Genomic DNA, 23,362 nt, shown 5'->3' with positions numbered 1-23,362 from the left:
GCATGTATCAGGATTTCGGCCTTTTCATCGACGGTCAATGGCGCCAGGCCTCCGACAAGGGCAGCTCTCCGGTCATCAGCCCCGTCCACGAGCGCGCGTTGGGCGAAGTCCCGCTCGCGACTTCCGCCGATACTGAAGAGGCCCTGGCCGGCGCCGCTAAGGGCTTTGCGCTGTGGAAATCGAAGACAGCCTTCGAGCGTGCGGACGCCCTGCATAGGGTCGCCGACGAGATGCTCCGCCGCAAGGCCGACGCCGTCCGCATGATATCGAGCGAAACCGGAAAGCCCCTTGTGCAGGCCGAGCGCGAATGGGGCCTCGCCACCGACCAGTTCCGCTGGTACGCCGAGGAGGCGCGCCGCATCTATGGCCGCGTCATCGAGAGCCGGGTGCCCGGCGGACGCTTCGAGGTTCTGCACGAGCCCGTCGGCATCGCCGCCGCTTTCACGGCCTGGAACTTCCCGGCTGCCCTGGTCGCGCGCAAGGTCGCACCGGCGCTTGCAGCCGGTTGCTCGATCATCGTCAGGCCCTCCGGCCAGACGCCGGGAACGGCCATGGTCATGGTTGACTGCACCCGGGCGGCGGGCATTCCTGCCGGCGTCGTGAACCTCGTCGTCGGCCCGACCAATACGACCTATGATCCGATCATGGCTTCCGCGGCGGTGCGCAAGGTTTCGCTGACGGGCTCGACGCGCGTCGGGCAGCAGATGATCCGGGATGCCGCCGAAACGGTGAAAAAGGTTTCGATGGAGCTCGGCGGCAATGCCCCTCTCATCATCTATGAGGATGCCGACCTGGAATTGGCCCTCACCCTGTCGGTGCCGACCAAATACGCCAATGCCGGCCAGGTTTGCGTGACCCCCGATCGCTTCTTCGTGCATGAGAGCCTGCACGACGCCTTCGTGGAGGGTTTCGTGGCCAGGGCCGGCGCCCTCAGGCTGGGTGACGGCCTCGACGGTGAAACGCAGATGGGGCCTCTCATCAATGCCAGGCGTCGCAGCGAGATCGAGGCCATCGTCGCCGAGGCCGAGAAGGCCGGTGCTAGGCTGGCTTGCGGCGGCCGCGCTCCCGCATCCTTCAACACGGGCTTTTTCTTCGAGCCGACGGTGCTTACCGAGGTCGAGGACGGCATGCGCGTGTTCGCCGAGGAGAATTTCGGGCCGATCGCCGCCATCGCTGCGTTTTCCACCGATGACGAGGTTATCGCGCGGGCCAATGCCAGCGACATGGGATTGTCGGCCTATGCCTTCACGCGCAGCCCTGCACGTGCCAGGCGGACCGTCGCCGAGTTGAAGGCGGGCATGGTCGGCATCAACAGCTTCGCCCTGGCAGCCGCCGAGGCCCCTTTCGGTGGCACCCGGTATTCGGGGATGGGGCGCGAGGGGGGCACCGAGGGTATCGCCGATTATCTCGATACCAAGCTGGCCCAGATCGTATTTTGAGGAGGCGCCGTTGATCAGGAACAGGCTGAAGCAGAGCTGGGCCGAAGGGCGGCCCACCATCAATGGCTGGCTCTCGATCGGAAATCCGTTCACCGCTGAGATCATGGCCGCGCAGGGTTATGACAGCCTCACGGTGGACGTGCAGCATGGCGCCCTCGACTATTCCATGCTGTTGCCGATGCTGCAGGCCATGCGCGCTTCCGGCGTCGTCCCGATGGCGCGCGTGCCCTGGCTCGAGCCTGGCATCATCATGAAGGCACTGGATGCCGGCGCCTATGGCATCATCTGCCCGATGGTGAACACGGCCGAGCAGGCGGCCGAGTTCGTCAGCTACATGCGCTATCCGCCCCACGGCCAGCGCAGTTTCGGGCCGACACGAGCCAACTTCTCGGCCGGCGCCAACTATGCGGCCGAGGCCAATGACGAGATCCTCGGTTTCGCCATGGTCGAAACCGCCCAGGCCATGGCCAACCTTGAGGCCATCGCCGCCACGCCCGGACTGGACGGCATCTATGTCGGGCCGGCCGATCTCACCTTCAGCCTGCATCAAGGGCGTCTCGCGCCGGGCTTCGACCGCGAGGAGCCGGAGATGATCGACGCCCTGCAGAAGATCGTCGCGGCATGCAAGAAATCGGGCAAGATCGCCGCCCTGCATTGCGGTACGCCCGACTATGCCACGCGCGCCATCGCCTGGGGCTTCGACATGACCACGGTGTCGGGCGATTCCAGGTTGCTCGCCGCTGCCGCGCAGGCCAGCGTCGCCCGCTTTCGCGAGCTCAACGGCAAACCGGCTACGGCATCCCCGGTGGTGAAATCGGCCTATTGATCGCGTGCCTGCAAAGGTCCCATGCCAGGGAACATAAAGGCTGGCCCGTCATTGCGAGCAAAGCGGTCCGAGTTTGAAGGCACAGAGTCCACCGCCCTCGGATTGCTTCGCTTGCAATTACGGCGCTGGTGTATCAGCCATAAAGTCGAGCTACAGGCGTGGCGGGAATATCCTCGCGGCGCCCGGAGGCGAGCGACCGCAGTCCCGCCTCGGCCACGAGAGTGGCGGCATATCCGTCCCAGGCACTCGCACCGGTGAGCTTGCCGTCCCTGATGCCGTCGATCCACCCCTGCGCCTGCAGGCGGTAGGCATCCTGAAAGCGTGGGCGCCAGTCCAGCGGATAGCTCGCACCCTGTGACAAAGCGTGATTGACGAGCGCGTGCACCGGCCGTTGCAGCTCGACCGTGCCCTTCTCGCACACGAGTTCGCCCCTGACGTCATAACCATAGGCAGCGTCGTTGAAGACCTCGATGGTCACCAAAGTGCCGCCGGCGCCGTCCAGCACCAGAAAGACGGGTGCGCCGGGCGATTGGGCGGAACGATTGCCGGGCCGGAATACCGAAATGGTGGTCAGCTCGCCGGCAAGCATCCAACGCACGATGTCGAATTCATGCACGGCCGAATTGGCAATGGCCATGCCGCCATCGAACCACGGTGGCGCTGCGACATTGCGATGAACGCAATGAAACAGCAGAGGTTTGCCGAGCCTGCCCGCCAGGAGTTGCTCCTTCATCGCGACATAGGAGGGATCGAACCGGCGCATATAGCCGACCTGGACGAGGCGCACGCCTGCGGCCATCTCGGCATCGATCAGTTCGAGGCATTCCTGCGAGGTCGAGGCCAGGGGCTTCTCGCACAGCACCGGCTTGCGGGCCATGATGCAGGCAAGGGACAGCTCCTTGTGGGTGCTGTCCGGCGAGGCGATCAGCACGGCATCGACCTGAGGATCGCCGATGAGACGGAGAGGGTCGCCGGCAACATCGGTAGCGCCGACCTCGTCGGCAATCTGCCTGGCGCGCTCGGCATTGGCATCGTAGATGCTGCGAATGCTGGCTCCCGCCACCTGCGATGCGATCGTGCGTGCATGATCGGCGCCCATCACGCCAACGCCGACAATCCCCAACCTGACACTCATTCCTTCCTCCCGATTCCACCGTGGCCCTGCAGCACCGGACTCGATTTCGGAATCGAGTCCGGTGCTGCAGGTTATTGCTGTCGCATCGCTTTTGCCGAATACCGGCGTCCACTTTTCGGCACGATGCTTTAGGCCAGCCAGCACGGCGCCCAGACACCACCTTTTTCATGCGATTCCACGGCAGCGTGGATGAAACCCACACCGCGGGCGCCATCCTGCACGGTGGGAAATTCGAGCATGCCCTCCGGCAGTGAACGCTTGGCAGCTCTCGCCTCGATCGCCACGGCGAATTCGGTGTAGAGATTGGCCCAGGCATTGCTAAGCGCCTCGCCATGCCCGCTCGGCAGCGTGGACATTTTCCCGACGCCAGGCAGCATCGCCCCTTCCTTGCCGCGGACGATTACCTCATCCGGTCGCCCGAGGGAGCTGACCCGCAGATATTCGGGCTTCTCCTGGTCCCATTCGATGCCGCCGCGCTCGCCATAGACCCGCAAGCGCAGCGCGCAATAATTGCCGGGCGCGACCTGCGTTACCAGGAGCGTGCCGGGGGCGCCACCGGCAAGTCGGATATTGATGAAGGCCGTGTCCTCCAGGCCGCGCGCGGGGCCGCACACATGCAGATCCGCTCTCAGTTCGACGATCGGTTCGGCCGTGACATAGCTCGCCAGATGAAAAGCGTGCGTGCCGATGTCGCTGATCGCCGACGCCCTGCCGACCCTTGCCGGATCCTGGCGCCAGGGCAGCTCTCCGCCAGCCGGCTTTTCTTCCAGGCAGGACCATTCCTGGAAATACTCGACATGGACCTGGCGGACCCGCCCGATCCGGCCTGCGAGGATCATGTGCCGCGCCTGCCGTACCATGGCGTGAAACGCGAAGGCATAGGTCACGCCGAAGACCAATCCCGTATCCCTCTCGAGGGTCATCAGGGCCTTGGCCTCGTCCAGGCTCGTCGTCAGGGGCTTGTCGCAGATGACGTTGACGCCCGCCTCGAGGAAGGCACAGGCGATGTCGTAGTGGGTGTGGTTGGGCGTACAGATGGAAACTGCATCGATGCCGTCCGGGCGGGCTGCTTCATGCCGCGCCATGGTGCGATAATCGTCGTAGATGCGGTCGTCGGCCAGGAACCAGTCCCGGCCCGATGCCCGGGCTGTGGCCGGATCGGCCGAGAGCGCTCCTGCGACGATGTCCCACCGGTTGGAGAGACGAGCGCCGGCGGCGTGCCAAGCGCCGACCTGGCCACCGCGCCCGCCGCCGACGAAGCCAAGCCTCAGTCGACGATCGGCCCTGGGATAGGCCTCCATCCGAGATTGCCTGGCTGTCATGGTTTCCTCTCCCTGCACCTGCTGGTGCGATTTTTGCAATGATTATTGATAAAAATAATTTTAGTCAATTATCATTTCGACAGCCCTTGACGGCCGCGCCGGCTTTGCAATAATTGTTGCAATCAATGTAAAAATGAAATAGAAATTGCAAAAAACAATAACAACTGCAGCAGGACGGGGAAATTCGCAATGCGTGCCAGGCGTCACGAAGGCATCCTTGCTTCCAGCAGGATCGCCGAGCGACGGATCTTTCGATCCCCATGAAATCGATGCTCTTCCAGCCCGGGCGGCTGCCTTTTTCCGGTGGCATCTGCCGGCTGATGCGTCATGAATAGGGCAACAAGAAAAGAAAGAGGGAGCGAGGCATGACATTGCTGCAGCTGAAGTCAGTCTCAAAGAGCTTCGGCGCCATCAAGGCATTGACAGACGTCGAATTGACGATTGGCAGGGCCGAGATCGTCGGCTTGATGGGCGACAATGGCGCCGGCAAATCCACCTTGGTCAAACTGATCGCCGGCAACTTCCCTCCGACCTCCGGCGAAATCAGGCTCGACGACGAGGTGGTGCATTTCCACAAGCCGGTGGAGGCCAGGGCCAAGGGGATCGAGGTCGTCTATCAGGACCTCGCTTTGTGCAACAACCTCTCGGCCGCCGCCAACGTATTCCTCGGCCGGGAGATCAAGAAGGGCGTGGGTCCTTTGCGCTGGCTCGATCACGGGGCGATGATCAAGAAGGCCGGTGAGCTCTTCGCCGAGCTCAAATCGGAAACCCGCCCCCGCGACCTTGTCCGACAGATGTCGGGGGGGCAGCGCCAGGCGGTTGCCATCGCGCGCACGCGCCTGTCACAGGCCAAGATCGTGCTGATGGACGAGCCCACCGCCGCCATCAGCGTGCGGCAGGTTGCCGAGGTCCTCGGGCTGATCCATCGCCTGCGCGACGCCGGCATTTCGGTGGTGCTGATTTCCCATCGCATGCCCGACGTCTTCGAGGTCTGCGACCGCGTCATCGTCATGCGACGCGGCCACAAAGTGGCGGACAAGCCGATAGCCGCAACCTCGCCCGAAGAGGTTACGGGTCTCATCACCGGCGCAATCCAGGCAGCGTGAGGTTGCGATGACGGATGCTTCCAACCATTCCAAGCAGGCCAATGCGCCTGCATCCGCCAGTGTTTCCATCGAGTCGGTCCTGGGGACGAAGGAAAAATCACTGTGGCAGTCGCTCGTCTCCAGCCAGGCCTTCTGGGTGACGATCGCACTGCTCGTCATCTGCGTCGTGATGTCGATCCGTGAGCCGCGCTTTGCCACCGAGGACAATTTCTACAACATCACCCGCAACTTCGCCTTTATCGGCATCATGGCGCTCGGTGCCACCGCCGTGATCGTCACCGGCGGTATCGATTTGTCCGTCGGCTCGATCATGGGCCTGGTCGCAGTCGTCTGCGGATTGACGCTGGAGGCGGGGTATCCCTGGTATGCGGCCGTGCTGTCCGGCCTCGTCGCCGGCGGCATAGCCGGCGCCGTCAATGGCGGGCTCATCGCCTATGTCGGCCTGTCCCCCTTCGTGGTCACGCTCGGCATGCTCTCGGCGGCCCGTTCGGTCGCCGTCGTCCTGTCCGGCAACAAGATGCTCTACAATTTCGGTCCCGGCGGCCCGACCTTCAAGACCATCGGCGCCGGCGCGATCTTCGGCATCGCCAATCCCGTCTGGGTGCTGCTCGTGCTCACTTTCGCGCTCTTCGTGGTCATGCGCATGACGACATGGGGGCGGCATCTGATCGCCATAGGCGGCAACGAACAGGCTGCCAACCTCACCGGCGTCCCGGTCAAGCGCATCAAGCTGCAGGCCTATGTCGTCTCGGGCGTCAGCGGTGCCATCGCCGCGATCCTGAGCGTCGGCTGGGCCGGTTCGGCCATCAACTCCCTGGGCACGGGCTATGAGTTGCGCGCCATCGCCTCCACGGTGATCGGCGGCGCCAATCTGATGGGCGGGGAGGGCGGGGCCTTCGGAGCGCTGATCGGCTCGGCCCTGCTCGAAGTGATCCGCAATTCCCTACTCATGGCCGGCGTCGATTCCAACTGGCAGGGCGTCTTCGTCGGCAGCTTCCTGGTTCTCGCGGTCCTGCTCGAGCGGATCCGCGGCAAGAGACGCGAATGACCGGTCGAACCGGCATCGTGTGAACGCCCCAAAGGGCATGTCGACGACACGCCCCGGAGGGTACAACATCCGGAGGAGACTATGCTCAAATATCTGCTGACCTCGGCGGCCCTCGCCGTTGGTCTTGCCGCAACGGCCGGCGGCGCCCATGCCGCCGACAAGCTGACCTTCGCGCTCGTCCCCAAGAACACCAACAATCCCTTCTTCGACCAGGCGCAGGCCGGCTGCAAGAAGGCGGAAAAGGAACTCAACGGCGCCATCGAATGCCTCTATGTCGGCCCGGGCGAACATGGCGGCGGCGACGAACAGGCACAGATGGTGCAGGACCTCATCACCAAGGGCGTCGATGGCATCGCCGTCTCGGTCGCCAATGCACCAGCGATCGCCGCGGCGCTGCAGGGCGCGGCCGGGGCCAAGATCCCGGTGCTGACCTGGGACTCCGATCTGCTTCCAGATGCCAAAGGCGAACGTGTCGCCTATGTCGGTACGCATAATTACGAGATCGGCGTGAATCTCGCCAAGATTGCCATGAAGATCAAGCCGAAGGGTGGCAAGATCTGCATCCAGTCCGGTGGTGCGGCAGCCGCCAACCACAATGAACGCATGCAGGGAATTCGCGATACCCTCGCCGGCAAGCCGAGCGCCCAGTCCCCGGGCGATCGACTGACCGGCCAGAATGGCTGGACGGAAGTCGACGGGTGCCCGCTCTATACCGATGACGATTTCCCGAAATCGGTACAGCAGCTCGAAGACACGCTCGGCAAATATCCCGATCTCGACGCTTTCATCCCGACCGGCGGCTTCCCGGAATTCCTGCCCGACGCTTATCGGCAGGTGGCGACCAAATATAAGAGCAAGATCGCGTCCGGCGCCCTCGCTTTGGTGGTTGCCGATACGCTGCCCGTGCAGATCGACCTTCTCAAGGAAGGCTTGGCTTCCGGCAATGTCGGCCAGCGTCCCTTCGAGATGGGCTACAAGGCCATGTATTTCCTCAAGGACATCAAGGACGGCAAGGCCCCGCCCAAGGATCCCAGCTATACCGGCCTGGACGTCTGCACGCCCGATAACGTCGCCACCTGCATCGGCGGCGGCAACTGACGACGCCAAGCCGTTCCATACAGCCTGCAAGGGCCCATCGGTCTTCCGGGCCACCCTGTGGGCACGTCCAGATATGCCGCGTGGCTAACGCTGCGCGGCATACCTATGATAAAGCGCGATCTGTATACGGCATATTCCCAAGCTGCCGGTGATTGGAGAAGGACATATTCATGGGCGCCGACAGTGTCCCGCAAGACTATGAGGACCTAATTCGGGTCATCCACGACAAATATGACGGGATGAGCAAGGCCTATCAGAATATAGCCGTTTACCTGACCCAAAATCCCAATGATGTCGCGGTGATGTCCCTCAACGCCATCGCGGACACCTGCGGCATTCATGCCTCCAGTTTCGTTCGTTTTGCCCAGATGCTGGGCTATAAGGGCTTCAAGGAGGTGCAGGCGGTCTTCCAGCGACGCCTGTCGACCGCCGCGCCTGGCTTCCAGGCCAGAATCAAGGCCCTGGAGTCGGAGCTGAGCGACCGGGAGAATGTCGGCGGCTGGGGCTTCCTGCACGATCTGGTCCTGCGCGACATCGACGCCTTGCAGGAACTGCTGAACCTGACGACGGGAGAGACCATCGAAAAGGCCGTCGACCTGATGGAGAAGGCCGACACCATCTATCTGGTCGGCCAGCTTCGCTCGGCGCCGATCGTCGATCTCACCCGCTACATCCTGACCATGCTGGGAAAGCGCACCGTTCTCCTCGATGCGAGCGGCGGCCTTTCCACCCATATCGCCGGCACCATGCGGCCCACGGATCTGCTCTTTGCCGTCTCTTTCCGGTTTTATGCGACCGAAGTCGTCAATATCGTCGAGCAGGCGGCTGCCCGGAAGCTGCCGATCCTGGCGATAACGGACTCGACCCTTTCGCCCCTCGCCAAGAATGCAACCGTGCTGTTCGCAGTGCCCGAGCATCAATATACGTTTTCACGGTCTCTCGCGGCCCCGATGTGCCTGGCGCAGTCCCTGACGGCGGCGCTGGCGGCACGCCTGCAGAAGGCTCCCGATCCCCGCATCCCGATCGTCACGCAGCCTTAGAACGAGTGCATTCGAGAAGAAGCGGCCCGTTAAAGACCGCTTCCGGTCGCCAGCATGCCCTTGGCCAAGGCGATCAGGCCAGGGAAAGGGCTTCGGTGGGGACCGGCATCATGCCGGCCGCTCCGCCCCACACCGTCTGGTCATAGTTGATGACGGCACCCGTCATCAGCCCGGCATCATCGGAGACGATGAAATTGACGGCCCTGGCCGCCTCGGCGGGATCGACGAGCCGGCCGAAAGGCAGTGCTGCCGCGGCCTTGGCCTCCCAGTCGGGATCGCCGGTGGAGGCCGCCTGCAGCTCGCGTTCATGATCGGACGACATCCAGCCGACATTGAGCTGGTTCACGCGGATACGGTTCTTCATCACCGAGAAGGCCGTATTGCGGGTCAGCGTCGCCAGGGCGCCCTTGGAGGCGCAATAGGCGTTGATGAAAGGCTGTCCAGCATGTTCGGAAATCGAGCCGATATTGCAGACAGATCCCGCAATGCCGTCGCGGATCATCAGCTTCATCGCCTCCTGCATCAGGAAGTAGGGCCCGCGGACATTGGTGGCAAAGAGCAGGTCGAACAACTCGGGCGAGGTATCGAGGATCGTGCCGCGATCGGTGCAGGCGGCGGCGTTCACGAGGATATCCACCCGGCCATGGACGCGGTCGGCTTCGGCAATGGCGTGCCGGCACTGCCCGACATCGGCGACATCGGCCTTGACGAAGTGAACGGCAACGCCGGTCCGCGCCCTGATCTCATCGGCCACCGCCTGCCCCTTGGCGGCATTGCGGCCAAGCGTGACCAGGCCGACAGCTCCCGCGGCAGCCAGTTGCTGCGCGATCGCGGCCCCCAGCCCCTGCGTCGAGCCGGTCACGACGCAGATCTTTCCATCCATGCGGTTCATGGCATCAATTCTCCACCGAATAGCCGGCCGCGGCCATCACCCGCAGCAATTCCTTGTGCCCGATCCTGGCCATCTGCAGCGGCGGGCTCTTGACGGGGTCCTGCTCCGCCTCGACGACGAACCATCCTTCGTAGCCATGGGCGGCCAGCCGCTTCACGATCGCCTCGAAATCGAGGGATCCGTCTCCGGGGACGGTAAAGGCCCCCTTCACCACGGCATCAAGAAAGCTCTCTTTGGTGCGATCGAGGCCTTCGACCACCGCGGCGCGGATATCCTTGGTGTGGACATGGGAAATGCGGACATGGTGCTTGTCGATCACCCGCAGCACGTCGCCGCCGGCGAAAGCCATGTGACCGGCATCGTAGAGCAGGGGCAAGGCTTCTCCGGAGTGCTTCATCAGGAGATCGAGTTCGGCCTCGGTCTCGATCACCGCTGCCATGTGATGATGGTAGCTGATCGGCATGCCCTGGCCGGCGCACCATTCGGCGAAGGTCGTCATCTTGCGCCCATAGGCCTTGATTTCTTCCTCGCCCAGCCGCCTTTTGGTCGCCAGAGGCGCCGAGCGATTACCCTGGATGGTGCCGGCGGTTTCACCATAGACGATGCACGGCGCCCCGACCGCCTTGAAGAGGGCCATCTGTCCGGCGATGCGCTCTTTTTCCATCTCGATATCGCCGTCGAGCAGCAGGCCGGAGAACCAGCCACCGCAAACGCTCATGCCGTGTTTGTCCAGGACGGGCTTGAGCTCGCCGGGATCCATCGGGAAACGACGGCCCGTCTCCATGCCGGTAAAGCCGGCCTCGCGGGCCTGGCGCAGGCACTCGTCGAGCGATACGTCATCGCTGAGTTCGGGCAAGTCGTCGTTCCACCAGGCAATCGGTGCGATGCCAAGTCGGGCTTTCATGGGGTTCTCCAAATCTGCATCGATGGAAATCGAGGTCGATCACATCCAAAGGACAGTCTTGGCGGATCAGGATAGCTTTGGCGCATCGCAATATGCGCCCGTCATACCCCGACACGCTGGCGCTTGCGCCCGTCAAGCTGGGAGGCATGTGCCTCGCGCACCTGGCCCCTCTCGCTCGTAGCGGGAACCCCGACATCCCACCAGGCATCACCCGGCGTCCAGGTGAAGGCGTCTGACACGATGGAGATCACCGTGGTCCGGTCGTTGTTCTGGGCCCATTCGATGGCGGGGCCGAGATCGGCGAGGCTGTCGACCTGCCGGGCCAGGGCGCCCATGGCTTCGGCGTGCTTGGCGAAGTCGACCGCGAAGGGTTCCTTCACCCGGCAGTCCTTGATCAGATTGTTGAAGGAAGCCCCGCCCTTGGCATTCTGCAGTCGGTTGATCACGGCATAGCCGCCATTGTCGCAGACGATCACAATGATCTTGTGGCCACTCAGGACGGTCGAATAGATGTCCGAGTTCATCATCATGTAGGTGCCGTCGCCGACCATGACGATCGGTGTGCGCGTCGGATCGGCCATGGCCGCGCCCCAGCCCGCGGCGATCTCATAGCCCATGCAGGAGAAGCCGAACTCGCAGTCGAAGGTATTGGGCTCCTTGACCCGCCAGTTCTTCATGACTTCGCCGGGCAGGCCGCCGGCAGCGGTGATGAGCAGGTCCCGGCTGCCGGCCTTGGCATTCACCACCCCAACGACCTGCGCATAGGTCGGCACCGGCTCGTTGGTAGGCTTTTGGAAGCCATCGAGCATGGCATTCCATTTGGCGAATTCCGCCACGCCTTTCTGTGTCCAGGCGGCCGGCGCTCTCCAATCGCCAAGAGCGCCCGCCAGTTCCTCGACGGTTTCCAGGGCATCGCCGATCACGGCCAGAGCCCGATGCTTGGTGGCGTCCCAGCGCGCCGCGTTGATGGAGATGAATTTCGCCGTCTGCGAGAAGGCGGTCCAGGAGCCGGTGGTGAAGTCCATCAGGCGTGTGCCGATGGCGAGGATCACATCGGCCTCACCTGCGAGCGCATTGGCGGAGGTCGAGCCGACGATGCCGATCGGCCCGACATGGGCGGGATGGTCGTGGGTGAGGGCACCCTTGCCGGCAATGGTCTCGGCGAGCGGAATGCCTCGCTTCGCGGCAAACTCGGCCAGGGCCTTTTCGGCGCCGGAATAGCGCACGCCGCCGCCTGAGATGATCAGGGGCCGCTTTGCCTGCTGCAGGATCTTGACTGCTTCCTGGAGCCGGTCGCGATCCGGGCGCGGCCGCGGGATTTTGTGCACGACAGGCTCGAAGAACGCTTCCGGATAGTCCCAGGCCATTTCCTGGACGTCTTGCGGCAGCGCGATGAAGGCGGGCCCGCAATCGGCCGGATCCAGCAGCATGCCCACGGCCTGCGGCAGGGAGGAGATGATCTGTTCGGGATGGACGATGCGGTCCCAGTAGCGCGTCACGGCCTTGAACGCGTCGTTGACGTTGATGGTGGGATCGCCGAAATGCTCCACCTGCTGCATGACGGGATCGGGGCGCCGGTTGACGAAAGTGTCGCCCGATAGCAGCAGCACCGGCAGGCGGTTGGAATGGGCGACGCCGGCCGCGGTGACCATGTTGAGCGCACCGGGCCCGATCGAACTCGCCGCCACCATGATCTGGCGCCGGCGTTTGGCTTTGGCAAAGCCGATTGCCGCCAGGGCCATCGACTGCTCGTTCTGGCCGCGCCAGGTCGGGAAGGTGTCCTTGACCGCCTCTAGGGCCTCGGACAGGCAGGTGACGTTGCCATGGCCGAAGATCGCGAAGACGCCCGGAAAGAGCGGAACCTTCGCCCCGTCTACGACTGTAAACTGATTGCACAGATAACGGACCAGGGCCTGGGCCATGGTGAGGCGGAGTGTTGCCGGCATCGTGTTCCTCCCACGCAACCGCGATTTTTCCATTGCTTACGAAATGATTATTGACAATGCAACATATTTGCAATCACCATTGCAAAATGCCTTGCAGAGGAAGATGCCAGCTGATGAGCGAGCATGATGGCGCACCCCTCCATCACCGGGCATGAAACGGTCGACAGAACCAGCCACCAGCGCTGGGCCGGAGGAAACGATGCCGCACGTACTCGTCGCCGGCAAATTGCATCCGAGCGGAATCGCATTGCTGCAAGCCGCTCCCGAGGTGACGTTCGACTATGTCGAAGAGGTCTCGGAACAAAGCTACGCCCCTTTCATCGCCGCCGCGGACGGCCTGGTCATTCGCACGCAGCCTCTCTCGGCCCCCGTCATCGCCCGAGCCGACAAGCTCAAGATCGTTTCGCGGCACGGTGTCGGCTATGATGCCGTCGACCTGCCGGCATTGAACGACAGAGGCATCGCGCTTGCGATCGTGGGCGATGTCAATTCGATCTCGGTGGCCGAGCACGCGATGTTGCTGCTGCTTGCCTGCGCCAAGAAGCTGTTGCGGGCCGATGCCAGCGTGCGCGAGGGCAACTGGACCTGGCGCAACAGGCTCGAAGCCACGGAACTATCCGGCAAGCGTCTCCTCATCATGGGGTTTGGCCGGACGGGACGCCAGCTCGCCCGATATGCCGGAGCCTTCGGCATGGAAATCCGGGCATATGATCCCTATCTCCAGGTCGCCGGCTGGCCTGACGGACCGGTTGCCGCCGTCGATGACCTTTCCGCCGGATTGGGCTGGGCGGACGTCATATCGGTGCATGTGCCCAAGGCTGCGCGCCCGGCGATCGGTGCCGAAGAACTCGCGGCGATGAAACCCTCCGCAATTGTCGTCAATACTGCGCGCGGAGGCGTCGTCGACGAGGCGGCCCTGCTCGAGGCGCTACGCCAGGGAAGGATTTCGGCTGCCGGCCTGGACGTCTTCGATGACGAACCTCCCCTTGCCGACCACCCGCTGTTCGGGCTCGATCAGGTGATCCTGACACCGCATATCGCCGGCCTGACGGCTGAATGCGCCGAGCGGATGGCCATTTCTTCGGTACAGAACGTGCTCGATTTCTTTTCCGGCGCCATCGACCCTGCCCTTGTCGTCAACAAAGAACAGCTCAATGCCAACTGCTAAGCAGCAACTCAGAATCGGCCTCATCGGCACGGGTTTCATGGGCAAGACCCATGTCTTCGGCTTTGCGGCCGCACAGCGGGTCTTCGACCTCGCCTATGACATCGTGCTGCACACGGTTGCCGACCGTAGTGCGGAGCTGGCCGCCACCGCGGCGCAGACGCTCGGTTTCAGTACGTCGTCGGGCGACTGGAAAACCCTGATCGCCGATCCCGACATCGATGTGATCGACATTACCGCTCCCAATGCGTTGCACAAGGAGATGGCGCTTACTGCGCTGGCGGCCGGCAAGCATGTCTATTGCGAAAAGCCCCTTGCCACCACCGCGGCCGATGCCGCCGAGATGGCGCAGGCCGCGCAAGCTGCCGGCGTCCGTACCCAGGTCGGCTTCAACTATCTGTGCAATCCGCTGTTTTCGCTGGCCCGCGAGATGATCCGCGGCGGTGAGTTGGGCGAGATCCGCAGCTATCGAGGCATTCACGCCGAGGACTACATGGCCGATGCCGAAAGCCCCTTCACCTTCCGGCACGATCCGGCCGGCGGCGGAGCCCTGGCGGATCTGGGCAGCCATGCGCTGGCAACGGCGGAGTTCCTGCTCGGGCCGATCGAGCGTGTCCAGGGTGACAGCGTCACCGTGATCGCCAGTCGTCCCGATGGCAAGGGGGCCCGACGGAATGTCGAAGTCGACGATCTCGGCCGGGCCTTCCTGCGGTTCGCCAACGGCGCGACCGGCAGCCTGGAGGCAAGCTGGATCGCCATGGGCCGCAAGATGCAGCACGATTTCGAGGTCTATGGCACCAGGGGAGCCCTGGTCTTCAGCCAGGAACGCTTCAACGAACTCCATTTCTTCGACGCGGCCGACCGGCAGGGACGGCGTGGCTTCCGGCGCATCGAGGCCGGCCCGGACCACGCCCCCTATGGATTGTTCTGCGTTGCCCCCGGCCACCAGCTTGGCTTCAACGACCTCAAGGCGATCGAGATCGCGGGTTTCGTCGACGCCATCGCCGGCAAACGGCCCGAGCCCTTCGGTTTCAAGGCGGGCCATCGCATCCAGTCGCTGGTCGAGGCGATCCAAAGATCCAGCGTCGAGGGGCGCTGGATCGACACCTCCCGATAGTTGCCGGCGGAAAGGCAGGCCGACCTCGTCGCAGGCTTTTCATCGAGAATAGGCGGATATGTCGGAGAACCCATAGCACGATTGCAATTGAAATGTTACGATCGTTTCATTACAGTCGGTCCCATGGTTTCACTATCCTGGTTGTTGCTGACTTATAAGGTGCCACCCGAACCCGCTGCCAGGCGTATCGCGCTCTGGCGGCGGCTCAAGGGGATGGGGGCTGTCTATCTGCAGAACGGCGTGTGTCTCCTGCCCAAGACCAATGACCACATCCGCCGCCTGAAGATGATCGAGAACGATATCGCCGACCTCACGGGGGACTGCGTGATCCTGGAGACGGTCGCGCTCGATCATGGTCAGGAAGAGAAGGTCGTAAGCCGCTTCAAGGACGATCGGGACGAGCAGTATCGCGAATTTCTCGGCCGATGCGCCGATTTCGAAAAGGAGATCGCCAAGGAAATCGCGATCAACAAGTTCACCTATGCCGAGCTGGAGGAAGAGGACACCGACCTCAAGAAGCTCCAGGGGTGGCTCGAAAAGATCAGGAAACTCGATTTTTACGGTGCCTCGCTCGCAGGGGAGGCGGCCGAGCGCCTGCGGGCCTGCGAGGCGCTGCTCGACGGCTACGCCCAGCGCGTCTTCGAGGCGCAGGACGAGAACCGCTGAGATGGCCGGTCGGAAGACAGCCGAAACCATGACGCCTTCTCCCTCGCGCCGCGGCATTCCAGCCGGCATCTGGGCGCTCGGCTTCGTGTCGATGCTGATGGATGTTTCGTCGGAGATGATCCACGCGCTCCTGCCCGTCTACATGGTGACGGTGCTTGGCGCGTCCACGCTTGCCGTCGGCCTCATCGAGGGCATCGCGGAAGCGACCGCCTCGATCACCAAGGTGTTCTCGGGTGCGCTCAGCGACTGGCTGGGCAAACGCAAATTCCTGGCTGCTCTCGGCTATGGTCTGGCCGCCCTCACCAAGCCGGTCTTTCCCCTGGCCAATTCGATCGACTGGCTGGTTGCGGCGCGGTTCGTCGATCGTATCGGCAAGGGGATCCGGGGCGCGCCTCGCGATGCCCTCGTCGCCGACCTTGCGCCGCCGCATCTGCGCGGTGCGAGCTTCGGTCTGCGCCAATCGCTGGATACCATCGGTGCCTTTGCAGGTCCGCTTCTGGCGATCGGCCTGATGTGGCTGACGGCCAATCACTTCCAGGCCGTGTTCTGGATTGCAGTCGTGCCGGCGTTCCTGTCCGTCGGTGTCCTGTTGGTGGCGGTCAAGGAGCCCGAGCGACCGCAGAACCTGCGCCGCATCCGCATGCCGCTCCGGCGCGACGAGTTGCGCCGCCTCGGAAAGACGTATTGGTGGGTGGTTGTCGTCGCGGCGGTTTTCACGCTCGCCCGTTTTTCCGAAGCGTTTCTCATCCTGCGCGCGCAGTCGATCGGCCTGCCCCTGGCGTTCGTGCCGATCGTGCTGGTGATCATGGCCTTTGCCTATTCGCTCTCGGCCTATCCGGCCGGCATCCTTTCAGACCGGATGGACCGGATAGCGATCCTCGTCATCGGCCTCGTCCTGCTGGTTGTTGCCGATCTGGTGCTCGCCTTCGCCTCCGGCATCATGGGCGTGTGCCTGGGCGTGGCGTTCTGGGGGCTGCATATGGGGTTCACTCAGGGACTGCTGGCCACCTTGATTGCGGAGACTGCGCCTGCCGAGCTGCGCGGCACCGCCTTCGGCATGTTCAATCTGATCACCGGCCTCGCGCTGCTCGCCGCCAGCGTGATCGCAGGGGCGCTGTGGGATCTGGCAGGGCCGCAAGCCACCTTTCTCGCAGGGGCTGCTTTCTCGCTATTGACCCTGCTCGCCTTGCTGCCGGTCCGCGCGCATCTGTCCGGAATGCGTGGATGACCGGAGGCTCTACTTCATAGGCAAATGGCGCCGCACGAGACGGTATTCGTGCCAGATCAACCCCATCACCACGACGTCCAGGATGGTGAGAACGATCAGCCCTGCGCCATGCGTGTAGGAAAAGCGGTAGAGCTGGTAGACGATGAAAAGCCCGAGCACGATCAGCGATGCCGGATACGACCAAAGCTTGCCTTTCAGCAAGCCGATAACCAGCGCCAGTTTCACCACGCCGTGACCCAGCAGGTAGAATGCGTAGAAGCGCTTCGTCTCGATGGAAAAATTCTGGGCGAAGGTGGATAGGTGGCTGGCGATGAAGTCATGCGGGTTTTCGATCAGCTCCTCTTGCGTGAGCCAGTTGACGAAAGCGCGGATTGTATTGGTGCTGACCAGGGCAAGGGCGATGCCGCCTGCGCATTCTGTCAGTGCATGTACCCCTTTCAGCAGAACGCCGATCTGGAAGATCTTGTGAACCCGATGTTCATTCATGAGATGATGGCGCCAGCATCAGCGGGGAGAATACGAATATACACATGCGAGCTGCAGTTCGAGCCTGGGCATTGGCCGTCGCGCGGAATACCAGCACTGTTGTGCACAGAATGGCAGCATCGCCTTGTTGTAGTCCTCGATCATGGCGCCGAATAGAGGACTTGCATTTCCGAGCATGGCGAGCCCAGGCGAGGAGCGCTCTTGCTTGATATCCTGCGGATCGATCGGGGGTAGCCAGGAGCAGTGCTTTCAGTCCTGGCGAATTCAGGAGCCCCAGCCCGATTGGCTAGAGCATCGCGCCGAAAAGTGGGTACCGGTTTTCGGCAAAAAAGATGCGGCAACAAGGAATTACAGCATCGAGCCTGCTTCAGAAATCAGGTTCGATGCTGTAGGCTCGATGCGTCAGGTCTCGCAGCAAGCGGGCAAGGCCCGGTTCGGCGACGAGAAGCGCCGCTTCTTCCAGCGGCACCCATTGCACGTCCCGCTGGCCCTGTTCCTTCCATTTCTTCAAGGTCGCCTTGACCTCGACGCGATAGACGGTGGTTTCGACCAGGACAAAATGGGTATCGAGGCGTTTCCAATAGGGATAGGTGCCGATCGGCTTCTTGTCGGCCTTGCCGACTAGGCCGGCTTCCTGCTTTGCCTCGATCCTTGCCGCCTGGGGATCCTTGCGCCCCTTGATCGGCCAGCCCTTCGGCAAGGTCCACCGCCTCGTCGTGCGTGTCGTGACGAGGCAGGCCTCCAGGCGTCCGCGCTTCATCCGTACCGGCAGTGCCGCGACCTGGCGCAGGGAGGGCGAGGGTTTGGCAAGGTCCGGCGTCATCTCGACATCGCCCTGCTCGAAAGGCGCGTGAGGGTGATCAGCACGATCAGGGTTGCGGCACCCAAAATCGTCGTGAGCGTGGCGGCATCGAAGATCGCGCCGCGGTCCGACAGCGAGAAGATGCGGACCGGCAGGGTGACCCAGCCCGGCGGGTAGACCATGACTGTCGCCCCGAGTTCTCCCATCGACAGGGCGAAGGAGAGGCTGAAAGCGGCGATCAGATAGGGCGTGAGCAAGGGCAGCGTTACGCGCCGCAGGCGGTAGAAGGGGCGCGCGCCCAGGCTCTCGGCAACCTGTTCGCAATCGATGGGAAGGCGGGCGAGGCCGGCGGTGACCGTGCCGTAGGTGAAGGCAGAGATCAGCATGAAATGCGCGATCAGCACGATCAGCCGCGTACCGTTGAGCAGGAAGGGGGGCTGGCTGAAGGCGACCAGCAGGCCAAGGCCGATGGAGACGGATGGCACCGCGCTCGGTACGAAGAAGAACAGGTCGAGCACCCGCTTGGGCAGGGGCCTGAAGCGGCGCAGGGCCAGGGCGGCCCAGGTGCCGCAGACGAGCGCCGCCAGGCTGGCGATGATCCCTGTGAGGATGCTGGCCTTGAGCGATGCGAAGGAGGCCGTGCGAAAGGCATCGGCATAGTGCCGGGTCGTCAGGTGCGAGGGCAGGATGTCGTTCCACTGCCCGCTGAAGCTGGCGAGGACGATGACCCCGATCGGCAGGCCGTAGACGAGGAGGAAAAGCGGCACCACGGTCGCCCACAGGGCACCGCGCTCGGCTTTAGACCACACCAGCATTGCTGCCTCCGAAATGAGCCACGATGATGCGATAGAGCGTGTAGAGGCCGAGTGAGAGCGCGATGTTCACCACGGCGATGACGCAGGCGGTCGCATAGTCGAACTCCTGGATCGCCTTGCTGTAGATCAGCAGCGGCAGGGTGATGACGTCCTTGGCGCCGATGAACAGCACGATGCCGAATTCATTGACGGTGAGCAGCAGGCACAGGCTCCCCCCGGCGACCAGGGCCGGCAGGGCGGCCGGAAAGATCACCTTCCGCACGATGCGCAGGGGCCGAGCGCCGAGGCTGCTAGCCACCTCGATCTGGGCATGGTCGATCTGGGAGAAGGTGGCAAGAAGCGGGCGCATGACGAAGGGGGTGTAGACCGTCACCTCCGCCAGCACGACGCCCCATTGCGAATAGAGGAAATCGATGGGCGGCAGCTGCAGGGCGAAGGCATGCATCAGCGTTTCATTGAGAATGCCGGCCGAGCCATAGATGAAGGTGAAGGCAAGGGTGACGAGGAAGGTCGGCAGCGCGATCACCGTGTCGATCAGTCGGCTCGCCAGCCTGGCGCCGGGAAAGGGCACGAAGGCGAACACCACCGACAGGACGAATCCCAGCAGCAGGCAGCCGATGGTGGAGCAGATCGCGATGACGATGGTGTGATAGAGCCCGTCGAGGAACTGGCGCGAGCCGAGGACCTGCTCGAAGGTGGCGAGCGAGGGCGGACCGTCCCCGAGCGAGGCGCGGATGATGAGGGCGAGGGGGTAGAAGAACAGCAGCGCCAGCACGAGAAGAGGCGGCAGGATCCAGAACCCGTCGAGATTGCGTCGCGCCGGGGCCGCGCCGAGCGCAATGTCAGCCATGGGCGGGATCCTCCGGTACCAGGGTGACGTCACCGGGCTCGAAATGGATGCGCACACTCTCGCCGGCCTGCGGTGGATCGGCCATGGGTGGCGTCGTCATGCGGATCGTGTGCCCGCCCGTTTCGAAGGTAATGTTCTGGACATCGCCCTGCCATTGCACGCTGAGCACGGTGGCCTTGAGCGCGTTGGGCTCCGAGGCCGCGCGGGTAAAGCGGAAATCGTGCGGGCGGACGCACAGCAGGCAATCGCTGCCGCTGGCAAGGCGGTGATGGTTGCGGGCGAAGAGAAAGGTGTCGCCGAAGCTCACCCGGGCATGCCCGTTCTCGGTGGGCTGCAGATCCTTGACCGGCACCAGATTCGCCCGGCCGAGGAATTCGGCCGCAAAGCGGTTCGGGGGATTGCGGAACAGGGATTGGGACGTGCCGAAGGCGCGCAATTTGCCATCCCGCATGATGCCGATATGGTTGGCCAGCGTAAGCGCCTCGGACTGGTCGTGCGTGACATAGAGCACCGTCAGGTTCGGCAGGCTGGTATGCAGCTTGGCGATTTCGTCGATCATGGCCCGGCGGATCTGGGCGTCGAGGGCCGAAAGCGGCTCGTCGAGCAGCAGGACCTGCGGACGCGGCGCCAGGGCACGGGCGATGGCGACGCGTTGCTGCTGCCCGCCCGAAAGCTCGCGGGGATAGCGCCGCGAATAGGCGGACATGCCCACCATCGCCAGGCACTCGGGCACGCGCTGGCGGATGGCGTCCTCGGCGGTGCCATGGGCCCGCAGGCCGAAGGCGACGTTCTCGTCGACGCGCATATGCGGGAACAGGGCATAGTTCTGCACCACCATGCCGATCTTGCGGTCATAGGGGGCGAGATGCGTGACGTCGCGGTCGCCGATCATGATCCGGCCCGATGAGGGCTGGACGAAGCCCGCAACAGCGCGTAACGCCGTTGTCTTGCCTGAGCCCGAGGGGCCGATCAGGGCGACGACCTCGCCCGGATTGACGGTCAGCGTGAGGGAATGCAGAACCGTCAGATTGCCGTAGGTAACCGAGACATTCTCGAAACCGATGCGACTGCCGCCAGGAGCGGCAGCCTTGGCTTCGGTGCCCGGACCGGTTTTCAGCTGCGCGCTCGCCATGGCTCTGTCGGCTCTCAATTGCTCGAAATGGCCGAATTGTAGGCGGCGACGTTGTCCTTCAATCCGGACAGCACGCCCATCCAGTCCGGGCTCCAGATCTCGACGCCCTGCAGCATGGCCTGGAGCTTCTTGTAGTTCTCGTCCTCCGGCTTGACGTCATTGCGTACCGGCAGGCCCTTGGCAACGACGCTGACTTGCTTCTGCGCTTCCGCGGACAGCAGGAAGTCGATGAGTTTCTTGCCATTTTCCGAGTTGGGGGCGCCCTTCACCAAGGCAATGTAGTAGGGCAGGGCGAACAGCGTCTTCTTGCCGTCAGGGCCTGCCGGCACGAAGATCTGGATGTTCGGATTGTCGGCCTGCTGGGACAGGTTCATCTGCATGTCGCCATTGGCGACATAGAGTTCGCCCTTGTTGACCAGCGCCGTCAACTTGCCGGTCGAGGCGGAAGGGCCGAGATTGTTGGCCTGGAGCTTCTTGAGGAAGTCGAGCCCCTTCTCCTTGCTGCCGAAGGCGTGGAAGGTCTGCAGCATGAAGGCCGTGCCGTCGCCGGCCTGTCCCGGCGTCGAATATTGCAGCTTCTGCTTGAATTTGGGGTCGAGGAGATCCTCGTACTTCGCCGGGGGTTGCTTGAGGACTTCGGCGTTGTAGATGAAGTTGGGGTAGTTGTTGACCAGGGCGTAGAAGCGTCCGCCTGCATCCTTGTCGGGGGCCTCGATCTTGTCGGCTCCCGCCGGGTTGTAGGCTTCCACGAGGCTGTCGGCGGCGGCCTTCTGCATGAAGGGCGGCAGCGTCACCAGCACGTCGGCCTGGGTGTTGGACTTTTCCTTGGCCAGGCGGTCGACCACGCCGCTCGAACCGGCCTCGACATATTGGACCTCGATGCCGGTCGCCTTGGTGAAGGCTTCGAACTGATCGCCGAACCAGCTCGGCGTGCCGTCATGCAGGCCGTCGGCGCTGTAGATGGTGACCACACCATCAGCATGGGCCGGAACGGCTATGCCGGCTAACATCAGGGCTGCAATCAGGACGAACCTGGATTTCATGACGTTCTCCTCTCGGGACGGATGTGAGCGTTTGGCGGCTTTCTTCGCTTTTTGCCTGTCTCTTGCCGCGGCCGGAGCCGAACGCCTGGCTGAACTGTGTTTTCAGGCGTCCGATAAGTAAAATCTATTTATCTTATGCAATGAAAGATCAGGCTTATAGTTGGAGCGAGGCCGTGGTTTTGCGCGTTTCCACGAGCAAAGCACGCCCCAGCATGAGCGTTCTCCTGCCCCCAACTCATTGTTTCGACATGTCTTTGCGATTGCCGCCAGATCGCAAAACGCTTCAGGCGAACTGAATACCGGCGCGCTGTGCTCGCAGGCGAGGGTCGTTAGAACGAACCGTCACCGGCCGGCCCTGAAGGATTTCCTCGCAGCGGACCAAGGTGTCCGCTTCCAGGCGCTGCATGGCCTCGACCGTGAAAAAAGCAAGATGCGGAAGCAGGATGACGTTGTCATGACGGTAGAGCTGGCTCAGCGGGTGGCCAGCCTTGCGCAGGGGGGCGAGCGAGTAGGTGTCGAGGCCGGCACCGCCCAGGCGCCCTTCGACGATCGCATCGACCAGGGCTGCTTCATCGACCAGCGCGCCGCGCGACACGTTGACCAGGATGGCGGTCGGCTTCATGCAGGCAAGTTCCGCCGCTCCGACCATGCCTTGCGTACTCTGGTTGAGGACGCTGTGGATCGAGACGAAATCGCCCGCGGCCAACAGGTCATGCAGGGCATCGACCTTCTCGATGCCGGCTTTGCGCAGGGCTGCGGCGTCGAGATAGGGATCATAGCCCAGGACGCGGGCGCGAAAGCCGGCCCCGGCCATGCGGGCAAGGCTGCGGCCGATCCTGCCGCAGCCGACCAGGCCCAGCGTCGCGCCGGCGATGTCGCGCCCGAGCCAGCACGCCTCGGGCCAGAGCCAGCCTTGCTCGGCAACCGCGCTGCTGATGGCCGGCAACCGCCTCGCAAGCGCGATCATCAAAGCGAAGGCGCCTTCGGCGACTGTGTCCTCGGCATAATCGGGGATGTTGACGACGGGTATGCCGCGCGCCATGGCCGCCGGGATGTCGATCGCATCGATGCCGACGCCATATTTGACGATGCCCTGCAGACGGGGCGCTGCTGCGATCACCCGGGCAGTGATCGGCGTGTAGCACATCAGCAGGAGATCGGTGTCGGCCACCGCCGCACACAGATCATCTTCCGAAATGCCCTCCGGCAGGGTGACGAGCTCGACGCCATGGGCCCGGAGCCCCGCATCGATGCCGGGGCATTCGAGTTCCCGGTCGGTCCTGATAGCCTTCACCATGGCGC

Annotated in this window: 22 protein-coding genes; 10 read left to right on the top strand and 12 right to left on the bottom strand. The window is 63.4% G+C overall.

Features of this window, described 5'->3' with window-relative positions; genetic code table 11:
* The first annotated feature begins 2 nt into the window (after positions 1-2).
* Together U1R88_RS20575 and U1R88_RS20570 are read left to right on the top strand one after the other, a co-directional pair.
* Positions 3-1,439 (top strand): NAD-dependent succinate-semialdehyde dehydrogenase, encoded by a 1,437-nt coding sequence (locus U1R88_RS20575; protein ID WP_322433070.1) that lies wholly within the window; start codon positions 3-5, stop codon positions 1,437-1,439.
* Positions 1,440-1,449: 10 nt separating this feature from the next.
* Positions 1,450-2,265: an HpcH/HpaI aldolase family protein gene (locus U1R88_RS20570; RefSeq protein ID WP_322432920.1), complete on the top strand. Its 816-nt coding sequence runs from the start codon at positions 1,450-1,452 to the stop codon at positions 2,263-2,265.
* Positions 2,266-2,398: 133 nt separating this feature from the next.
* Here the strand turns inward: U1R88_RS20570 and U1R88_RS20565 are convergent, their stop codons facing one another.
* Positions 2,399-3,400, bottom strand: a complete 1,002-nt coding sequence (locus tag U1R88_RS20565) for a Gfo/Idh/MocA family protein (protein ID WP_322432919.1) — start codon at positions 3,398-3,400, stop codon at positions 2,399-2,401.
* Between the two features lie 128 nt (positions 3,401-3,528).
* Positions 3,529-4,722, bottom strand: coding sequence for a Gfo/Idh/MocA family protein (locus U1R88_RS20560; protein WP_322432918.1), 1,194 nt, complete (start codon positions 4,720-4,722; stop codon positions 3,529-3,531).
* A gap of 365 nt (positions 4,723-5,087) precedes the next feature.
* On the opposite strand from U1R88_RS20560, the gene U1R88_RS20555 reads away from it, so the two are divergent.
* The 4 genes from U1R88_RS20555 (at position 5,088) to U1R88_RS20540 (ending at position 9,014) form a co-directional block, all read left to right on the top strand.
* On the top strand, positions 5,088-5,828 hold the full coding sequence (locus tag U1R88_RS20555) for an ATP-binding cassette domain-containing protein (RefSeq protein ID WP_322432917.1): 741 nt from the start codon (positions 5,088-5,090) through the stop codon (positions 5,826-5,828).
* Between the two features lie 7 nt (positions 5,829-5,835).
* Positions 5,836-6,876 carry an ABC transporter permease gene (locus U1R88_RS20550; RefSeq protein ID WP_322432916.1) on the top strand — a complete coding sequence of 347 codons (1,041 nt, stop codon included), beginning with the start codon at positions 5,836-5,838 and terminating at the stop codon, positions 6,874-6,876.
* Between the two features lie 81 nt (positions 6,877-6,957).
* Positions 6,958-7,974 (top strand): sugar-binding protein, encoded by a 1,017-nt coding sequence (locus tag U1R88_RS20545; RefSeq protein WP_068281625.1) that lies wholly within the window; start codon positions 6,958-6,960, stop codon positions 7,972-7,974.
* Between the two features lie 170 nt (positions 7,975-8,144).
* Positions 8,145-9,014 (top strand): MurR/RpiR family transcriptional regulator, encoded by an 870-nt coding sequence (locus U1R88_RS20540; protein WP_322432915.1) that lies wholly within the window; start codon positions 8,145-8,147, stop codon positions 9,012-9,014.
* A 73-nt stretch (positions 9,015-9,087) separates the two neighbouring features.
* On the opposite strand, the gene U1R88_RS20535 is transcribed toward U1R88_RS20540, so the two are convergent.
* From U1R88_RS20535 to iolD, 3 genes are all read right to left on the bottom strand, one after another.
* Positions 9,088-9,906, bottom strand: a complete 819-nt coding sequence (locus U1R88_RS20535; protein ID WP_322432914.1) for an SDR family oxidoreductase — start codon at positions 9,904-9,906, stop codon at positions 9,088-9,090.
* A gap of 4 nt (positions 9,907-9,910) precedes the next feature.
* Positions 9,911-10,810: a myo-inosose-2 dehydratase gene (gene iolE / locus U1R88_RS20530; RefSeq protein WP_322432913.1), complete on the bottom strand. Its 900-nt coding sequence runs from the start codon at positions 10,808-10,810 to the stop codon at positions 9,911-9,913.
* A gap of 101 nt (positions 10,811-10,911) precedes the next feature.
* Positions 10,912-12,756 carry a 3D-(3,5/4)-trihydroxycyclohexane-1,2-dione acylhydrolase (decyclizing) gene (gene iolD / locus U1R88_RS20525; protein ID WP_322432912.1) on the bottom strand — a complete coding sequence of 615 codons (1,845 nt, stop codon included), beginning with the start codon at positions 12,754-12,756 and terminating at the stop codon, positions 10,912-10,914.
* A gap of 199 nt (positions 12,757-12,955) precedes the next feature.
* On the opposite strand from iolD, the gene U1R88_RS20520 reads away from it, so the two are divergent.
* From U1R88_RS20520 to U1R88_RS20505, 4 genes are all read left to right on the top strand, one after another.
* Complete coding sequence (locus U1R88_RS20520) at positions 12,956-13,924, top strand: hydroxyacid dehydrogenase (RefSeq protein ID WP_322432911.1); 969 nt, start codon at positions 12,956-12,958, stop codon at positions 13,922-13,924.
* The gene (locus tag U1R88_RS20515; RefSeq protein WP_322432910.1) at positions 13,911-15,038 is read left to right on the top strand and encodes a Gfo/Idh/MocA family protein; all 1,128 of its coding nucleotides are present in this window, start codon (positions 13,911-13,913) and stop codon (positions 15,036-15,038) included. Before U1R88_RS20520 ends, U1R88_RS20515 begins: the two co-directional genes overlap by 14 nt.
* A gap of 123 nt (positions 15,039-15,161) precedes the next feature.
* A complete protein-coding gene (locus U1R88_RS20510; protein WP_322432909.1) occupies positions 15,162-15,704 on the top strand; it encodes a Chromate resistance protein ChrB in 543 nt (180 codons plus the stop codon).
* A 1-nt stretch (position 15,705) separates the two neighbouring features.
* Positions 15,706-16,932, top strand: a complete 1,227-nt coding sequence (locus U1R88_RS20505) for an MFS transporter (RefSeq protein ID WP_322432908.1) — start codon at positions 15,706-15,708, stop codon at positions 16,930-16,932.
* A gap of 9 nt (positions 16,933-16,941) precedes the next feature.
* On the opposite strand, the gene U1R88_RS20500 is transcribed toward U1R88_RS20505, so the two are convergent.
* The 7 genes from U1R88_RS20500 to U1R88_RS20470 all read right to left on the bottom strand — a co-directional run bounded on the left by U1R88_RS20500 (position 16,942) and on the right by U1R88_RS20470 (position 23,357).
* Positions 16,942-17,418 (bottom strand): DUF2127 domain-containing protein, encoded by a 477-nt coding sequence (locus U1R88_RS20500; protein WP_322432907.1) that lies wholly within the window; start codon positions 17,416-17,418, stop codon positions 16,942-16,944.
* A 367-nt stretch (positions 17,419-17,785) separates the two neighbouring features.
* Positions 17,786-18,241, bottom strand: coding sequence for an NUDIX hydrolase (locus U1R88_RS20495; RefSeq protein ID WP_322432906.1), 456 nt, complete (start codon positions 18,239-18,241; stop codon positions 17,786-17,788).
* Positions 18,238-19,035, bottom strand: a complete 798-nt coding sequence (locus U1R88_RS20490; RefSeq protein WP_322432905.1) for an ABC transporter permease subunit — start codon at positions 19,033-19,035, stop codon at positions 18,238-18,240. The genes U1R88_RS20495 and U1R88_RS20490 overlap by 4 nt, the downstream gene beginning before the upstream one ends.
* Complete coding sequence (locus tag U1R88_RS20485) at positions 19,019-19,885, bottom strand: 2-aminoethylphosphonate ABC transporter permease subunit (RefSeq protein WP_322432904.1); 867 nt, start codon at positions 19,883-19,885, stop codon at positions 19,019-19,021. The genes U1R88_RS20490 and U1R88_RS20485 overlap by 17 nt, the downstream gene beginning before the upstream one ends.
* Entirely contained in the window at positions 19,878-21,017 is a 1,140-nt protein-coding gene (locus U1R88_RS20480) for an ABC transporter ATP-binding protein (protein WP_322432903.1), read from the bottom strand. Before U1R88_RS20480 ends, U1R88_RS20485 begins: the two co-directional genes overlap by 8 nt.
* 14 nt (positions 21,018-21,031) lie before the next feature.
* On the bottom strand, positions 21,032-22,060 hold the full coding sequence (locus U1R88_RS20475) for a 2-aminoethylphosphonate ABC transporter substrate-binding protein (RefSeq protein ID WP_322432902.1): 1,029 nt from the start codon (positions 22,058-22,060) through the stop codon (positions 21,032-21,034).
* A gap of 283 nt (positions 22,061-22,343) precedes the next feature.
* Positions 22,344-23,357, bottom strand: coding sequence for a C-terminal binding protein (locus tag U1R88_RS20470; protein ID WP_322432901.1), 1,014 nt, complete (start codon positions 23,355-23,357; stop codon positions 22,344-22,346).
* Between the last annotated feature and the right edge of the window lie 5 nt (positions 23,358-23,362).

It is taken from the genome of Labrys sedimenti (genome assembly GCF_034424805.1).
Taxonomy (GTDB): Bacteria; Pseudomonadota; Alphaproteobacteria; order Rhizobiales; family Labraceae; genus Labrys; species Labrys sedimenti.
The sequence above is the reverse complement of the archived record's forward strand: the minus strand, read 5'-3'. Positions and strand labels throughout refer to the sequence as shown.

Bases quoted from the DNA above. Each gene is read 5' to 3' on its own strand.
- U1R88_RS20510 (WP_322432909.1), top strand. From the start codon at position 15,162: ATGGTTTCACTATCCTGGTTGTTGCTGACTTATAAGGTGCCACCCGAA.
- U1R88_RS20515 (WP_322432910.1), top strand. From the start codon at position 13,911: ATGCCAACTGCTAAGCAGCAACTCAGAATCGGCCTCATCGGCACGGGT.
- U1R88_RS20535 (WP_322432914.1), bottom strand. From the start codon at position 9,906: ATGAACCGCATGGATGGAAAGATCTGCGTCGTGACCGGCTCGACGCAG.
- U1R88_RS20550 (WP_322432916.1), top strand. From the start codon at position 5,836: ATGACGGATGCTTCCAACCATTCCAAGCAGGCCAATGCGCCTGCATCC.
- U1R88_RS20475 (WP_322432902.1), bottom strand. From the start codon at position 22,060: ATGAAATCCAGGTTCGTCCTGATTGCAGCCCTGATGTTAGCCGGCATA.
- U1R88_RS20500 (WP_322432907.1), bottom strand. From the start codon at position 17,418: ATGAATGAACATCGGGTTCACAAGATCTTCCAGATCGGCGTTCTGCTG.
- U1R88_RS20560 (WP_322432918.1), bottom strand. From the start codon at position 4,722: ATGACAGCCAGGCAATCTCGGATGGAGGCCTATCCCAGGGCCGATCGT.
- U1R88_RS20470 (WP_322432901.1), bottom strand. From the start codon at position 23,357: ATGGTGAAGGCTATCAGGACCGACCGGGAACTCGAATGCCCCGGCATC.
- U1R88_RS20575 (WP_322433070.1), top strand. From the start codon at position 3: ATGTATCAGGATTTCGGCCTTTTCATCGACGGTCAATGGCGCCAGGCC.
- U1R88_RS20505 (WP_322432908.1), top strand. From the start codon at position 15,706: ATGGCCGGTCGGAAGACAGCCGAAACCATGACGCCTTCTCCCTCGCGC.
- U1R88_RS20540 (WP_322432915.1), top strand. From the start codon at position 8,145: ATGGGCGCCGACAGTGTCCCGCAAGACTATGAGGACCTAATTCGGGTC.
- U1R88_RS20565 (WP_322432919.1), bottom strand. From the start codon at position 3,400: ATGAGTGTCAGGTTGGGGATTGTCGGCGTTGGCGTGATGGGCGCCGAT.
- iolE (WP_322432913.1), bottom strand. From the start codon at position 10,810: ATGAAAGCCCGACTTGGCATCGCACCGATTGCCTGGTGGAACGACGAC.
- U1R88_RS20495 (WP_322432906.1), bottom strand. From the start codon at position 18,241: ATGACGCCGGACCTTGCCAAACCCTCGCCCTCCCTGCGCCAGGTCGCG.
- iolD (WP_322432912.1), bottom strand. From the start codon at position 12,756: ATGCCGGCAACACTCCGCCTCACCATGGCCCAGGCCCTGGTCCGTTAT.
- U1R88_RS20480 (WP_322432903.1), bottom strand. From the start codon at position 21,017: ATGGCGAGCGCGCAGCTGAAAACCGGTCCGGGCACCGAAGCCAAGGCT.
- U1R88_RS20520 (WP_322432911.1), top strand. From the start codon at position 12,956: ATGCCGCACGTACTCGTCGCCGGCAAATTGCATCCGAGCGGAATCGCA.
- U1R88_RS20490 (WP_322432905.1), bottom strand. From the start codon at position 19,035: ATGCTGGTGTGGTCTAAAGCCGAGCGCGGTGCCCTGTGGGCGACCGTG.
- U1R88_RS20485 (WP_322432904.1), bottom strand. From the start codon at position 19,885: ATGGCTGACATTGCGCTCGGCGCGGCCCCGGCGCGACGCAATCTCGAC.
- U1R88_RS20545 (WP_068281625.1), top strand. From the start codon at position 6,958: ATGCTCAAATATCTGCTGACCTCGGCGGCCCTCGCCGTTGGTCTTGCC.
- U1R88_RS20555 (WP_322432917.1), top strand. From the start codon at position 5,088: ATGACATTGCTGCAGCTGAAGTCAGTCTCAAAGAGCTTCGGCGCCATC.